We start from the raw sequence: 15,417 nt of genomic DNA, 5'->3' as shown, positions 1-15,417 counted from the left end.
AAAAAAAGGCCGACATAAGCCGACCTTTATAGTACATATTAATATGATTAAGCGAGTAATAGCTTATTGATACGACTTACAAATGCAGATGGATCATCAAGGCTACCCTTTTCTGATAGTGTCGCTTGTTCAAGGAGCAATTCAGCCCATTGTGCAAACAACTCTTCATCGGCCATATCAGCTAATTTAACAATCAACTCATGCTCTGGATTAATCTCAAAAATAGGCTTGCTATCGGGAACAGGTTGCCCCATTTGCGCCATTAACTTGGCCATTTGAGTGCTCATATCATCATTATCAGCAACAATACAAGAGGGTGTTGTGGTTAAACGGTGCGTTAAGCGTACTTCTTTAACTTTATCACCTAACACCGTTTTAACTCGCTCAATAAAGCTAGCAAATTCAGTTTCTTGCTTTTCTTGCTCTTTTTATCTTCTTCGCTATCAAGTTTACCTAAATCTAAATCGCCCTGTGTAACAGAAGTAAATTTCTTACCATCGTACTCGGTCAAATGACTTAAGAACCACTCATCAATACGGTCAGACATTAATAGTACTTCGATACCTTTTTTACGTAGCACTTCGAGATGAGGGCTATTCTTAGCGGCATTAAAGCTATCAGCTGTGATGTAGTAAATTTTATATTGGCCTTCAACCATACGACTAATGTAAGCATCCAGTGAAACTGTCTGCTCAGCAGCATCTGTCTGTGTTGAAGAGAAACGCAATAATTTAGCAATTTTTTCTTTGTTGCTAAAGTCTTCTGCAGGCCCTTCTTTTAATACTTGACCAAACTCTTTCCAAAACTTGTTGTACTCTTCTTCGTTATTCGATGCAAATTTCGCCAGCATAGAAAGAACACGTTTAGTACAAGCACTACGCAATTTAGCAGTAATACGGGTATCTTGTAGAATTTCACGAGACACGTTAAGTGGTAGATCATTTGAATCTAAGACACCTTTTACAAAACGCAAGTAGGTCGGCATAAACTGTTCAGCGTCATCCATAATGAATACACGTTGTACATAAAGTTTTAAGCCATGCGCCTTTTCACGATTCCATAGGTCAAATGGTGCACGTTTAGGGATATATAATAGGCTTGTGTACTCTTGCTCACCTTCAACTTTATTATGACTCCAAGTTAATGGGTCTTCAAAATCATTGGCAATATGCTTATAGAACTCTTTATACTCTTCGTCTTTAAGGTCAGATTTAGCACAACTCCATAGCGCAGTCGCTTTATTAACAGATTCCCAAACAGCTTCGCTACCTGGGATTTTTTCACCGTCAGGACCTTCTGTTTCAGGAGTTGCTTCTTTAAACATTTGCACTGGAATACTGATATGATCTGAATATTTAGCAACAATACCACGTAATTTATAATCATTTAAAAATTCAGTTTCATCATCACGAAGATGAAGAATAATTTCCGTACCACGGTCTGCTTTTACAATATCAGCGACAGTGTAATCGGATTCACCGTTAGATTCCCAGCATGTACCCTGTGATGCATCTTCGCCCGCTTTGCGTGTATTTACTGTCACTTTATCGGCAACGATAAACGCCGAGTAAAAACCAACACCGAATTGACCAATGAGTTGTGAGTCCTTAACTTGATCGCCCGATAATTGTGCAAAGAAATCACTTGTACCAGATTTAGCAATAGTACCTAGATGTTCGATCACTTCATCACGCGTCATACCGATACCATTATCACTAATGGTGATGGTTTTTAAATCGGCATCAAAACTCAAACGAACACGTAAGTCACCATCATTTTCAAAAAGAGAGCCATCTGATAACGCTTTAAAACGCAATTTATCCGCTGCATCGGCAGCATTAGAAACAAGCTCACGTAAGAAAATTTCTTTATTAGAATACAGTGAGTGGATCATTAATTTAAGAAGTTTGCCAGTATCAGCACTAAAAGTATGATTTTGTTGATGTTCCATAATATCTATTTCTCTTTTAATTAGCCTAAACAAGACTGGGGTTTAAACGATAATAGATAGATGGGGATAGTGATTTCTTTTTCAAGGCACTTATGATGATTTATTCAAAAATGGCCTTAAAAATCTCAACGCTGTTATATAACAACGTCGAGAATAACGACAAGAGGGCTAATATAATAAGCTAATCTTTCTTTTTACGACGCATTGGCGTAAAACCAATCTCCTGTGCTTCATGGAATATTTTATTAACAGCTTTTTTAACTTTTACTTTTTTCTTGGCAACTTTATGCTTACCTTCAACCATAGCCCCTTTGTTGTCGGCGACTTTAGCCTGTACTTCTTTAATTCCCTTAAACTTAGGCTGAATACCTTCGACACAATCAAAGGTTATTATTTGCTGAACAAAAGCTTCCACTTTTTTAAAGTTTAGCCAATCTTTAGGGCCAACAATAGAAATAGCATCACCCTTTTCCCCAGCTCGACCAGTGCGCCCGATACGGTGAATGTACTCTTCACTATGTTTGGGAATATCAAAATTAATAACATGACTGACATTAAGTAGATCTAATCCACGCGAGGCAATATCGGTGGTGACAAGAATCGCTTTTTTACCACGCGCAAAATCATCCATTATTTGATTACGGTTGCTCTGTGTTAAATCACCGTGTAATGCACTTGCACTGTACCCTTTAGCAATCAGCGTTTCACTTAAACGTTCTGTATCACTTCGTGTTGCAGTAAAAATGATGGCCTGCTTAATTGCGGCATCATTAATAAAATGAAACAGTAATTTCTCTTTCTGATTTAAGTTATCGGCCAAATAAAATCGTTGTGTAATTTCGCTATGCTGCTGATTTTCTTCACCAACAGAGATACGCACCGGCGCTTTTAGCATATTGGCAGCAAACTCATTGACCTCGGCATGGCCAAGTGTTGCAGAAAAGAGCAGGGTTTGACGCAGACGATGGTTCGCTTCATCATTAATTGCTTTAAGCTGTTCAGCAAACCCCAAGTCGAGCATACGATCCGCTTCATCTAAGATGAGTAACTCTAATCCATGTAGATGCAAAAGCCCCTTTTTTAAATGATCAACAATACGTCCAGGTGTACCAACAACAAATTGTGGATCTTTATCTAGTTGCTTAACCTGCTCATTAAAATTCTCACCGCCTAATACCAAGGTAGATTTTAAGCTCGTATTGGCGACCAATAAGCGCAGCTGTGAATATACTTGCTTAGCCAATTCTCGGGTAGGCGTTAAAATCAAAACGCGGGGATCGCGTTTCGTTAAGGCACGTGTTTTCAAAACACGTTGCATTGCAGGCAATAGATAAGCCAATGTTTTACCTGATCCTGTTTTCGATGATGCAAGTAAGTCCTTTCCTGCAACCGCAACAGGGACTGCCTGTGCTTGAATTTTCGTAGCTTCGCTAAATCCAAGGTGAGATAACGAAATAATTAAGCGGCAATCAACCGGTAAATCTTCAATCAGCAAAGCATGCTCCAAAGCGATAAAATAAAATCATAGGTAAGTAGTATAACGATTAAGCAAGAAAAGAAGAAATGAAGAATGAGATAAAAATAAAATTGTGACCATTTATCCACTATCTAAATTAGATTCATGCTAGATAGTGGATAGTATTACAGACTATATTGCACTCATCCCCATTTCGAAAATCAATTTTTCAGCTGTACATTCAAAATGAAGAGTTACTTCTAGGTCAACGCTATCGGCATTTACCGTTTCTTTAGTTGTCACTTCAACACTTGCAAATCGTGCTTTAGCTGCATCGATATATTTTTGCGCAAGTTGTGCAACGGCTGCTTTATCTGCACCTGAAAAAGGTAATATCAATAGTGTATCATCTTCATGAATGACACTACCTAACTCAACGATGGTACCACAAGCTTCACATACATCATTATTAATTTTATCTTGAGACATCACAACCTCCTCGGTCGTATTAAAGAAAACTTGTCACTGATTATACTGCGCTTTAAATAAAAAAAAAGGCGATAATTAATTATCGCCTTTTCAGTATCATTTGTTACTTAACAGATCATGCTAATGGGTACTTGTCTAAGTTCCAAATAGTAGCAGAGTAATCTTCAATTGAACGGTCAGAGTTAAATTTACCCATCGCGCCAGAGTTAAGAATCACTTTCTCAGCCCATGTTGCTTGGTCACGGTACATTACGTCAACACGTTGATGTGCAGCACAGTAAGATGCGTAATCAGCTAGACATAGATACTCATCACCACCTTCTAGTAGCGTACGCTTGATATCTGATAGCGCACCAGGTTGACCAGGTGTGAAGAAATCAGAATCTAACCAATCAAGCACTGATTTTAGCTCTGGGTTGCTGTAGTAGTAATCAAAAGGATTATATCCTTTATCTTTCAATGCTTTCACTTCATCAACACTTAGACCGAAGATAAACATGTGCTCTGCACCAATCTCTTCTGCCATTTCGATGTTTGCGCCATCCATTGTACCAACAGTTAATGCACCATTGATTGCAAATTTCATGTTACCAGTACCTGATGCTTCTAGGCCTGCTGTAGAGATTTGCTCAGAGATATCCGCAGCTGGGAATAATTTCTCTGCTAGTGATACACGGTAGTTTGGTAAGAATACAACTTTTAATTTACCTTTAACACGCGCGTCGTTATTCACTTTATCTGCAATTTTGTTTAGTGCAAATATGATTTGTTTAGCCATGTAGTAACCTGGTGCTGCTTTAGCGCCAAAGATAAATACACGAGGAACCATATCGTAATCTGGGTTATCTAATAAACGTTTGTATAGAGTCAAGATATGAATCAGATTCAATTGTTGACGTTTGTACTCGTGTAGACGTTTAATTTGAATATCAAAGATTGCATCAGCAGAAACTTCAACACCCGTTAGATTTTTAATGATTCGAGCAAGTTCTAGTTTGTTATCTTTTTTGATATCCATGAAGCGTTTTTGCAAAGCTACATCTTTTGCTTTTGGTAGTACGCCACGTAGTTTATCAAGATTAACAACCCAATCTGTACCCACTTCATCATCATATAATCCAGCTAGTTTTGGATTACATGCTTTTAACCAACGACGTGGTGTAACACCATTTGTTACGTTAACTAATTTAGTTGGGAATAGCTCATGGTACTCTGGGAATAGATCTGTTTTTACAAGTTCAGAGTGAACCGCAGCAACACCATTTACTTTGTATGATGTAACAACACATAGGTTAGCCATACAAACTTTACGATCATGACCTTCTTCAATGATAGATAGTTTTGCTTTCTTATCATTGTCGCCAGGCCATTTTTCTTCAACTAATTCAAGGAATTGACGGTTGATTTCAAAAATAATTTCAAGGTGACGAGGTAATACTTTTTCAAATAGGCTAACAGACCATTTTTCTAATGCTTCAGGCAATAGAGTGTGGTTTGTGTAAGCAAACACTTTTTGACAGATTGACCAAGCGAAGCTCCACTCTAAACGCTCTTCATCCACTAAAATACGCATTAATTCAGGAATTGCGATAGTTGGATGTGTATCATTTAATTGAATCGCAACTTTTTCAGGCAATTTGTTCCAATCGCTGTTGTGACGCTTGAAGCGACGTAAAATATCTTTTACTGAACATGCACAGAAGAAGTATTGTTGAACTAAACGTAACTCTTTACCTTCTTGTGTTGTGTCGTTTGGATAAAGTACTTTTGACACTGTTTCTGCTTTTGATTTTTCAGTTTGTGCATCAACATAACCACCGGCATTAAATACGTCCCAGTCAAATGCTTCATGAGCACGACTTTCCCATAAACGTAGAACGTTAACTGTTTTAGCACCGTAACCAACAATTGGCACATCCCATGGCACACCCTTAAGTTTTTGACCTGCATGCCAAACTTTATGTGAACTTCCATCTTCGTCAAATACAGTTTCAACATAACCAAATAGAGGTACTTCTTGAATTGACTCTGGACGACAAATTTCCCATGGGTTACCGTATTCGCGCCATGTATCTGGACGTTCAATTTGACGACCATCTTGGAATGATTGTGCAAACAAACCATTTTCATAATGGATACCGTAACCAATTGCTGGGTACCCTAGCGTTGCTAGTGAATCGATAAAACAAGCAGCTAGACGACCTAAACCACCATTACCAAGAGCCATATCTGGCTCTTCATCACATACTTCGTAAATATCTTTACCAAGTGCTTTAAGTGCATCTTCTGCCACTCTAAATAATTCTAAGTTATGTAGATTATTAGAAAGTAAACGTCCCATTAAAAATTCAAGAGAAAGGTAATTTACAGAACGAACGTCTTTAGATGAATGATTTTGTTGAGTCTGTGTCAGTTTATCAAACACCATTTCATTAACGGCATGACAAGTCGCATTCCACCAAGCTTTATTATTCGCTTTTTGAGGATCTGTACCTAGACCTTTTTGTAAACGGTCAAGTATTGATTGTTGCATCTGTGCACTTGTGCATTCAGCTACGTCATTTTTACTTTTTACTGCTTGGGTCTTTTTACTAGACATAATGTACCTACGTTTGTATTAATTAATTAGTAGCAAGAGAATCATGAACTGATTACTCATTACTGTAAAATTTCGAATGATAACGTTAGTATTAAATGATACTTACCGAACTACCTTTACCATTATTCGCTTTTCAAGTAATTATTATCCTTTAAAAACAGGTATAACAATAATGAAACAGCCCCCCTTAGTCCTCCTCCTTTTTTCTACGCCCCCCCTACTAGTTAACTATTTTTTTAAGCGATTTTCGACTCAAGTGTAGGTAATTACTATGTTTACTCGTACTCATGTCACAATTAAAACAACATTAATAGAAAGGTATTTATTAGCAAGTAGTGATGGAGATCACATTCAGTGATTGGAAAATATAATAAAAAAATAAGGGGAATAAGGCTTCTAATACCTAAATGCGCTAACTAAGCCTCCCCTTTTAAGAGGGGAAGCTCAATTTTACGGCAAATTACAAACCTGCTTTTGCAAATGCTTGCGCAACAATTTCTTGCGCTTCTTTTTGAATTAACGCGATATGTTCTTCACCTAAAAAGGATTCAGAGTATATTTTGTAGATGTTTTCTGTACCAGAAGGACGAGCTGCAAACCAACCATTTTCAGTGGTCACTTTAAGACCACCAATAGCCGCTCCGTTTCCTGGCGCATGGGTTAATTTAGCGGTGATTTTTTCACCCGCTAAGGTTTCCGCTTCAACTAGATCGGGAGTTAGATTTGCCAATACCGCTTTTTGCTCTGGTGAAGCAGGTGCATCAAAACGGGTATAAACTGGCGCACCAAATTTTTCCGCAAATTCCGCATAATGTTCACCAGGATCGCGACCGGTTACGGCGATTATTTCAGCGGCTAATAACGCCAAAATAATACCATCTTTATCGGTACTCCATACACCACCATCTTTACGCAAAAATGATGCTCCAGCACTCTCTTCACCACCAAAACCAAAGGAGCCGTCAAATAAACCATCAACAAACCATTTAAAGCCAACGGGTACTTCAGACATCTCACGGCCTAACTGACCAACAACGCGATCAATCATTGAGCTAGATACCAATGTTTTACCTACTTTGGCATTCGCAGACCACTCAGGGCGATGAGTAAATAGATAATTAATTGCTACCGCTAAGTAATGGTTTGGATTTAGTAATCCATGACTCTTCGTTACAATACCATGACGGTCATAATCAGGATCATTGGCAATAGCAACATCAAATCTATCTTTTAATTTGATCAGCCCAGCCATCGCATAGGGAGATGAACAATCCATACGGATCTTGCCATCTTTGTCTAGCGTCATAAATGAGAAAGTAGGATCAATTCGATCGTTAACGACTTCAATGTTTAAGCCGTAAGTTTTTGCGATAACAGGCCAGTATGCAGCACCAGATCCACCTAATGTATCCACGCCAATTTTCAATCCTGCTTTAGCTATCGCATCAAGATTTAATACATTTTTTAAATCATCGACATAGGGTTGAATATAATCATATTCTTCAACAAAATCAGAGGCCATTGCTTCGGCAAAGTCTTCTTGTAAAATATCATCATAATTGTCATTAAGAATTTCATTGGCGCGATCTTGAATGATTTTTGTCACATCGCTGTCAGCTGGCCCGCCATTAGGTGGGTTATATTTAAAACCACCATCTTCTGGTGGATTATGTGATGGTGTAATAACAATACCATCTGCTAAGTTATCTGGATGCGCTTTATTATGTTGCAAAATAGCATGAGAAATAACGGGAGTTGGTGTATACCCACCACCGGCTTGCACAACAACTTTAATGCCGTTGGCAACTAAAACTTGTACTGCTGAGGCAAATGCAGGTTCAGATAATGCGTGTGTATCCTTACCAATGAACATTGGTCCTGTATAGCCTTTCTCTTTACGATATTCGGCCAATGCTTGGCTAATTGCTAAAATATGCAATTCAGTAAAAGCATTTTTAAATGAACTACCGCGATGCCCTGAAGTACCAAAAGCAACTTGCTCACTTGCCACGGTAACATCAGGAAGATTGATATAATAAGCTGAAACTAGCTTTGGAATATCGACTAAATCGCTTGCTTGTGCGTGCAGGCCTGCACGTGGATGAATTGCCATAATATCACTACCTCAAAGTATAAATAAAAATTAAATTTCGTCTTGGATACGCGCAATTAAATCTGGATCATAGTCCATCGCGCTCATCATCTGCGTTAAAATAATACGTTTTCTGCCAGTATTAGCATTAGTAACCACCCAAAAAGGGGTAAAAGGAATATCCCTCGGTTTGCTTGCTACCAACAATGCAACCTCCTCTTCATTGTCAGAAGCTAATAATGCTTCTAAATTTTGCCCTAAGTAGTCTCGAGAACGTCCCTTTACCACTTTTGCCGCTTCAACAAAAGCACTCGTTTTTTCATAGTACATCGCCGTCAGCAGCATCTTAAATTTATTCGTGACAATAGCTTCATTTTGAAAAGAAGCGTGTCCCATTAGCGCCTCAACACCATGTGCGAGTGCGTCAGGTAATGAGGGTTCAGCGGCAGGACAAATAATTTCGTCGCTAGGCTCACTGATCGTTGTATCAGGATTATCAATTGCAACTTCATGATGCTCTACCATATCAGTCTTAGCTGCAGGTGCAGGTATTGAAAGTAAACGACGCAAAATTTGTGAGGGTGTTTCACCAAACGCTTCTATATTAGTTAGAATATATCTGTAAAGGTCATCTTCAATTTCAATTACTTTCATTTATTCCCCGCTCAATATTGTAAAAAAACGCCAGCTAATGTGACATATATGTTAAACTTAGCGCTATTATCTAGATATATCTTAAATATTTTTATATTTTATATTTTCACTTAAAATAGATTCTTATGCTACTTAATTACCTACTAAAACCGCAAGCTTTAAATGAAACAGATCAAAAACATGGTAATATTTTTATATTACATGGTTTATTTGGCAGCTTATCCAACTTATCCCCCTTGGCAAAATCATTAGCTAGCAGACAACAAACTATCTGTGTTGATTTACGTAATCATGGCAATAGCCAACACAGTAAAATAATGACCTATGACGCAATGGCCAATGATATATTTACGCTCGCAGATCATCTTGATATAGAGCATTTTTCCATCATAGGGCATTCCATGGGAGGGAAAGTTGCCATGAGTTGTGCACTGCAACAACCACAACGAGTCAATAAATTAGTTATCGCTGATATTGCCCCTGTTAGCTATGACAATAAGCACAGCAGCGTTTTTGCAGGATTAAATGCCATCCGTAATTGCAAAATAGAAAATAAGCAAGAGGCAGATATAATATTAAGTCAATACGTGAAAGAAGCCGGAGTTCGCCAATTTTTGCTAAAATCATTACGCCTAAAAAACAACCAGTACGATTTTCAATTCAACCTTGATGCACTCTCGCGAAATTATGACCATATCTGCAGCTGGCCAGAATACAGCAGCGCTTTTGTTAATCAGACACTATTTATTAAAGGAGCTAATTCCGATTATATTAATACTCAATCACAACCTGTTATTCAGCGTTTATTCCCTAATGCATCTGGAAAAATAATCGAAAATACAGGACATTGGCTACATGCAGAAAAACCAGACATTTTTAATCGTTTGGTTGGGAAATTTTTTAGTGTATAAGCTCCCCGTTCTCAAAACGCACAAGTAGCTGTATTAGATTTTTTAAGGTAAATGCGAGTGGCTTGCATTTAACCTTTATGCTATATTTCTCTTTTTTTAATGACCCCTAATCTATGTTACAAGAATATACAGAACAAATAGAGGTGGTTGGACTTTATGGTTTTTACCTCGCACTCTTTTTATTGATAGGTTTTTCAATTCAAGATGTATTAAAACGTGGTAATGTACCTAAATATGGTCGCAATGTTGTCTGGGCCGTACTATTTTTTGGCTGTACGGGCTTTATCGCCAAAGCAATTATTGAAATAATATGGAACACCGCTGGTATTAAATAGAAAAAATCACAATAAACCCTTTTAGGTGAAAAAATGGCAAAAGAATCATTTGATCGTATTACCCACGATCTTTTTGCTGATGAGGTACGTATTGGAAGACCTAAAAGCAATCCGCACTCTCGGCAAATACAGCTTAGAATTAATAAGCAAAAACAAGTACAACGAGATAAGCTAAAAGGCTTAAAGCGTATTGAACTAAAAGTTGATAAGCAGTTATTTGAACAATTAAATGCGCTATCGAAAAAACAGAACATTAGCCGTGCTGAACTCATTAATCAGTTACTGCATGCACAAGTAAATAAATAAATACAAGGTATATATATGTCAAGCGTAGGTATTTTTTTTGGTAGTGATACAGGCAATACAGAAGCAGTTGCGAATATGCTACAAAAAGAGTTAGGGAAGCACTTAGTCGAAGTTAAAGATATCGCGAAAAGTAGCAAAGAAGATATTGCAGAATTTAGCTTATTACTATTTGGAATCCCAACCTGGTATTACGGTGAAGCACAATGTGACTGGGATGACTTTTTTCCAGACCTAGAAGATATTGATTTTACAGATAAATTAGTCGCCATTTTTGGTTGTGGCAATCAAGAAGACTATGCTGAATATTTCCTTGATGCGATGGGACAACTTGGCTCTATTGTTGAAAGCAAAGGTGCCATTATAGTCGGTCATTGGCCAACAGATGGATACGATTTTGAAGCATCAAAAGCATTGGTTGATGATAATCACTTTATCGGTTTAGGTATTGATGAAGATCGCCAACCAGAATTAACGGCTTCACGTGTACAAACATGGGCAAAACAAATTTATAACGAAATGTGTTTAGCAGAGTTAGCTGATTAAATATAAATAGACAAACGTTGAGAAATAATTATGCCTTTCAATAATGATGCAAAAGAAGCAATCAAAAAAGAAGCATTAAAAAAAATAATTAAAAATGCCGGATTAAAGGCAACAGCCCAACGTGTAAAAATATTAGGTTTACTGCAACTAGAAGATAACCAACATATCAGTGCAGAGGATCTCTATAAAAAGTTACTTGAAGGTCAGGATGATAACGTTTCAGGTAGTGTTGGCGTTGCAACAGTTTACCGGGTATTAAATCAATTTGATGAAGCAGGTCTTCTCACTCGACACCATTTTGAAGGTGGAAAATCACTGTTTGAATTAGCCAACCAACACCATCATGATCATCTTATTTGCTTGAAATGTGGTGAAGTAATTGAATTTACAGATGATTCTATAGAAAAGCTACAACATAAAATTGCCCAACAACATGGCATAAAGCTTTCAAGCCATAGCCTCTATTTATACGGTGAACCTATTGATGGCGTTTGTAACCACAAATAACCGATCATAAATTTATCGGTTAGTAAGCGCAATATCTTCAAGCATTTACTAACCGTTCATAAAGCCTCAACGAATTTTTCTAATCAACACCTTAGAGTTACGTTTAAGGTTATACATCTCTTTTTTTGCAGCCGGTAAATCACTTATATCTGCAGACTGGAAGCCCCTCTCTCTAAACCAATGAATACTCTGAGTGGTCAAGACAAAAATATATTCTAATCCTAACTCCCTTGCTTTTTTCTCAACATAATTCATTAAATTATCAGCTCGCGCACTACGACGATATTGTGGATGACTCACCAAACAAGCTAACTCGCCCATTTTTTCTGACACAAAAGGATAAAGCGCAGCACAGCCGATAACCATGCCATCTCGCTCGACAATCTGAAAATGAGATATTTCATTTTCCAGCAATTCACGGGAGCGTTTAACTAATACCCCTTGTTTTTCTAACGGCTCAATTAGTTCTAATAAACCTCCGATATCATCGATATTTGCAGTACGGATGCGTTCATAACTCTCTTTAACAATTTGAGAACCGACACCATCTCGTGTAAAAAGTTCTTTTAGTAACGCTCCATCTTGATAGTAACTAATCAAATGGCTACGTGTTACCCCCGCTTTACAAGCAGCAACAGCGGCACGTAAAAACCTTAATGTCCCAGATGCATTATCAGAGTCATTTTCCATAATATCAATGTGCTGGTTGGCTATTTCCGGCAACAATTCGGAGATAACCTGGCCCTGCTCATCTAAAACTCCGGTATTAGAACAAAAACCGATCAATTTATCCGCTTGTAATCCAATCGCCACCTGCGTCGCGACCTCTTCGGCAAGTAAATTAAAAACCTCACCAGTTACTGAAAATCCTAAAGGCGAAATGATAGGAATCGCACCTGACGCGAGGTGTGTTCGGATACCATCTACATCAATTCGTCGTACTTTACCAGCATGGCAATAATCAATACCATCTTTAACACCAATAGGCTGTGCCATTACGACATTACTAACAACGGTGCGAATACTCGCCCCTTGCATGGGAGAATTAGCTAATCCCATCGATAAACGAGCTTGTAGTTCAATTTGTACCGCGCCAACGGCCTGTTTAATGAGAGCCAAACTTTTATCATCAGTAATACGAATATCATTAATAAATTCACTCTCGTGACCATGTATCGCTAGTTGCTTTTGAATTTGCGGTCGAACACCGTGTACTAAGACAAGCTTCACACCGAGGCTACTTAATAGTGCGATATCATTAATAATATGCTGAAAATTATCCGTTTCTAATGCCTCACCACCAACCATTAATACAAATGTTTTATGGCGGTGAGCATTAATATAGGGCGCTGAGCTACGAAACCAATTAACTAAATCTTGTGAATTTTGTGCAACTTCCATTTGTATCCCTGTTTATTCAACACATAAATATAAAGGAGGAATATTAGCAATTAGTAACGTTTTAACCAAATAAAATAACAATAGAATGCGCAGCCGCGCGGTACTCATCTTTAACCCATGTTTTTGTATCACCTTCAACATAGATATCATTATTATCTGTCAATGAGGTATCAACAACACGCAACCATTTTCGATTCGACGTTTTAGGTATTTCAAAATTTAATGGCTCACTGAATGCGTTGACTATGGTATAAGTAATACGTTGCGAATGTGTATTTGTACTCTCGAATGCAATCGCATGTGAACTATCACTCCAATCAGGTTGATTCAATTTAACACCGTGCCAACGAATACCTGCTTTCTTGATAATATTAAGTAATGAATCTCGACGAACACCATTCACCCCATCCGTTGCTCGATTTATCTGTTGGGCAATCAGTGCTTTGGTAAAACGAAACAGTGAAGGGTTCTTTTCAAGTAGAGTCCAATCCAACCAAAAATCGGCATTATCTTGACAGTAGCCATTATTATTGCCTCTTTGTGTCCGGGCAACTTCATCGCCCATCAATATCATGGGGGTACCTAATGACATAATATTAATCGTCAGAAAGTTTTTCATTTGCTGATAACGAAACTGCAAAATTTGCGGGTCATCGGTGTCACCTTCTACACCATGATTCCAACTAAAATTGGCATCCGTACCGTCACGGTTATTTTCACCATTCGCTAAATTATGTTTTTCGTTATAACTGACTAAATCATAAAGGGTAAAACCATCATGACAGGTGATAAAATTAACCGATTTTTCAGGTTCGACATCATGGTCGCCATAAATATCAGGGCTACCTATCAAACGCGAGACAAATTTACTGAGCATACCTTGATCGCCCTTAATAAAGCGGCGAACATCATCGCGAAATTGCCCATTCCATTCACGCCAACGCTTGCCCGCAAGGCTGCCAACTTGATACAAACCACCGGCATCCCATGCTTCAGCAATTAGTTTCACCGATGACAACGTAGGGTCGGTATCAATGCTCCATAATGTTGGCGGGCTGATCATTGGTTTCCCTAGTTCATCTCGCGATAAGATTGAGGCAAGATCAAATCTAAACCCATCAACGTGCATTTTTTCAACCCAAAAATGTAAGCTGTCGATGATCATGCGCCTTACAACAGAATGCGTTCCGTTTAATGTGTTACCGCAACCACTGTAGTTCATATAATATTTTTTATCCTCACTGAGGATGTAATAAACACTATGATCATAACCACGAAATGAATAGATTGGGCCAGTTTCATCGCCTTCACTTGTGTGGTTATATACCACATCTAAAATTACCTCAATGTCAGCGGCATGTAGCGCCTTCACCATATCTCTAAATTCATTGATCGGACCAAGTAGTGACTGATCTGAACTATATTCTCTATGCACTGAAAAAAATGAAATCGGGCTATAGCCCCAATAGTTGGCGAGTTCATTGCTATGTTCGTCGGGATCAAATTGATAAACGGGCATCAATTCAACGGCTGTAATTCCCAACTCTTTAAGATAGGGTATTTTTTCTATCAGACCAGCATAGGTACCTCTTTTATTTGCTGTAACCCCAGAGCTTTCATGTTGAGTAAATCCCTTTACATGCATCTCATATATAATTGATTTTTCAAAGCGGTGACAAGGACGTTTATCATCTTCCCAATCATAATCATCAATATCCACAACAACGCTTTTAAGACAACTATCAGTATTAGCAACATCGCCTATTGCCGCTTCTCGAGAAAAATTATCTCCACGGGCGATCAAAAATGAGTAGGGATCTAATAACACTTTTTGTGGATAGAAACAGATACCTTGCTTGGGGCGATAAGGGCCATTGACACGAAAAGCGTAGAGTTGTGCCGCTTTAACATTGCTAATAAAAATATGCCAATAATAGGCAGTTCGATTTTTCGTTTCAGAAAGTATAAACGTATGGCTAGGCTCAGCGGCATCTTTATCACTAAAAAAAAGCAATTCAACAGATTTTGCAGATGGTGCGAAGACACAAAAATTTGCCCCTTTACCGCTAAGCGTTACGCCTAGTTTGTCTGGTTTTCCATTTGTCGTTGTAAACATTTTATCTCCGTCAATCTGTGACCATAATATCAATTTATAAGTATAGAGTTAGCTGGC

At 38.1% G+C, this 15,417-nt stretch carries 12 protein-coding genes and 1 pseudogene; 5 read left to right on the top strand and 8 right to left on the bottom strand.

Translation table 11 applies throughout. From position 1 onward, the window contains the following. Positions 1–47: 47 nt before the first annotated feature. From htpG to AB1A03_RS09120, 6 genes and pseudogenes are all read right to left on the bottom strand, one after another. Positions 48–1,951, bottom strand: a pseudogene (gene htpG, locus AB1A03_RS09145) (molecular chaperone HtpG). Positions 1,952–2,132: 181 nt separating this feature from the next. Next, positions 2,133–3,446: a DEAD/DEAH box helicase gene (locus AB1A03_RS09140; RefSeq protein WP_354624368.1), complete on the bottom strand. Its 1,314-nt coding sequence runs from the start codon at positions 3,444–3,446 to the stop codon at positions 2,133–2,135. A gap of 153 nt (positions 3,447–3,599) precedes the next feature. After that, positions 3,600–3,896: a DUF406 family protein gene (locus AB1A03_RS09135; RefSeq protein WP_354624367.1), complete on the bottom strand. Its 297-nt coding sequence runs from the start codon at positions 3,894–3,896 to the stop codon at positions 3,600–3,602. 115 nt (positions 3,897–4,011) lie between these two features. Continuing rightward, positions 4,012–6,495, bottom strand: coding sequence for a glycogen/starch/alpha-glucan phosphorylase (locus tag AB1A03_RS09130; RefSeq protein WP_354624366.1), 2,484 nt, complete (start codon positions 6,493–6,495; stop codon positions 4,012–4,014). A 460-nt stretch (positions 6,496–6,955) separates the two neighbouring features. Beyond that, the gene (pgm, locus tag AB1A03_RS09125) at positions 6,956–8,608 is read right to left on the bottom strand and encodes a phosphoglucomutase (alpha-D-glucose-1,6-bisphosphate-dependent) (protein WP_354624365.1); all 1,653 of its coding nucleotides are present in this window, start codon (positions 8,606–8,608) and stop codon (positions 6,956–6,958) included. A gap of 30 nt (positions 8,609–8,638) precedes the next feature. Continuing rightward, positions 8,639–9,241, bottom strand: coding sequence for a replication initiation regulator SeqA (locus AB1A03_RS09120; protein ID WP_354624364.1), 603 nt, complete (start codon positions 9,239–9,241; stop codon positions 8,639–8,641). A 125-nt stretch (positions 9,242–9,366) separates the two neighbouring features. On the opposite strand from AB1A03_RS09120, the gene AB1A03_RS09115 reads away from it, so the two are divergent. The 5 genes from AB1A03_RS09115 to fur all read left to right on the top strand — a co-directional run bounded on the left by AB1A03_RS09115 (position 9,367) and on the right by fur (position 11,843). Beyond that, entirely contained in the window at positions 9,367–10,152 is a 786-nt protein-coding gene (locus AB1A03_RS09115; protein WP_354624363.1) for an alpha/beta fold hydrolase, read from the top strand. A gap of 113 nt (positions 10,153–10,265) precedes the next feature. Next, entirely contained in the window at positions 10,266–10,487 is a 222-nt protein-coding gene (locus AB1A03_RS09110; RefSeq protein ID WP_354624362.1) for a DUF2788 domain-containing protein, read from the top strand. 33 nt (positions 10,488–10,520) lie between these two features. After that, positions 10,521–10,793 carry a LexA regulated protein gene (ybfE, locus tag AB1A03_RS09105; RefSeq protein WP_354624361.1) on the top strand — a complete coding sequence of 91 codons (273 nt, stop codon included), beginning with the start codon at positions 10,521–10,523 and terminating at the stop codon, positions 10,791–10,793. 15 nt (positions 10,794–10,808) lie between these two features. Further along, positions 10,809–11,336: a flavodoxin FldA gene (fldA, locus tag AB1A03_RS09100; protein ID WP_354624360.1), complete on the top strand. Its 528-nt coding sequence runs from the start codon at positions 10,809–10,811 to the stop codon at positions 11,334–11,336. Between the two features lie 30 nt (positions 11,337–11,366). Then, positions 11,367–11,843, top strand: a complete 477-nt coding sequence (fur, locus tag AB1A03_RS09095) for a ferric iron uptake transcriptional regulator (protein WP_354624358.1) — start codon at positions 11,367–11,369, stop codon at positions 11,841–11,843. Positions 11,844–11,909: 66 nt separating this feature from the next. Here the strand turns inward: fur and argA are convergent, their stop codons facing one another. Next, positions 11,910–13,244 carry an amino-acid N-acetyltransferase gene (gene argA / locus AB1A03_RS09090; RefSeq protein ID WP_354624357.1) on the bottom strand — a complete coding sequence of 445 codons (1,335 nt, stop codon included), beginning with the start codon at positions 13,242–13,244 and terminating at the stop codon, positions 11,910–11,912. Positions 13,245–13,305: 61 nt separating this feature from the next. Then, positions 13,306–15,360: a glycogen debranching protein GlgX gene (gene glgX / locus AB1A03_RS09085; RefSeq protein ID WP_354624356.1), complete on the bottom strand. Its 2,055-nt coding sequence runs from the start codon at positions 15,358–15,360 to the stop codon at positions 13,306–13,308. Positions 15,361–15,417: the final 57 nt, after the last annotated feature.

This window comes from Psychromonas sp. MME2 (assembly GCF_040566515.1).
GTDB lineage: Bacteria > Pseudomonadota > Gammaproteobacteria > Enterobacterales > Psychromonadaceae > Psychromonas.
Note: the sequence above shows the minus strand (reverse complement) of the source record. Positions and strands in the feature narration are given on the sequence as shown.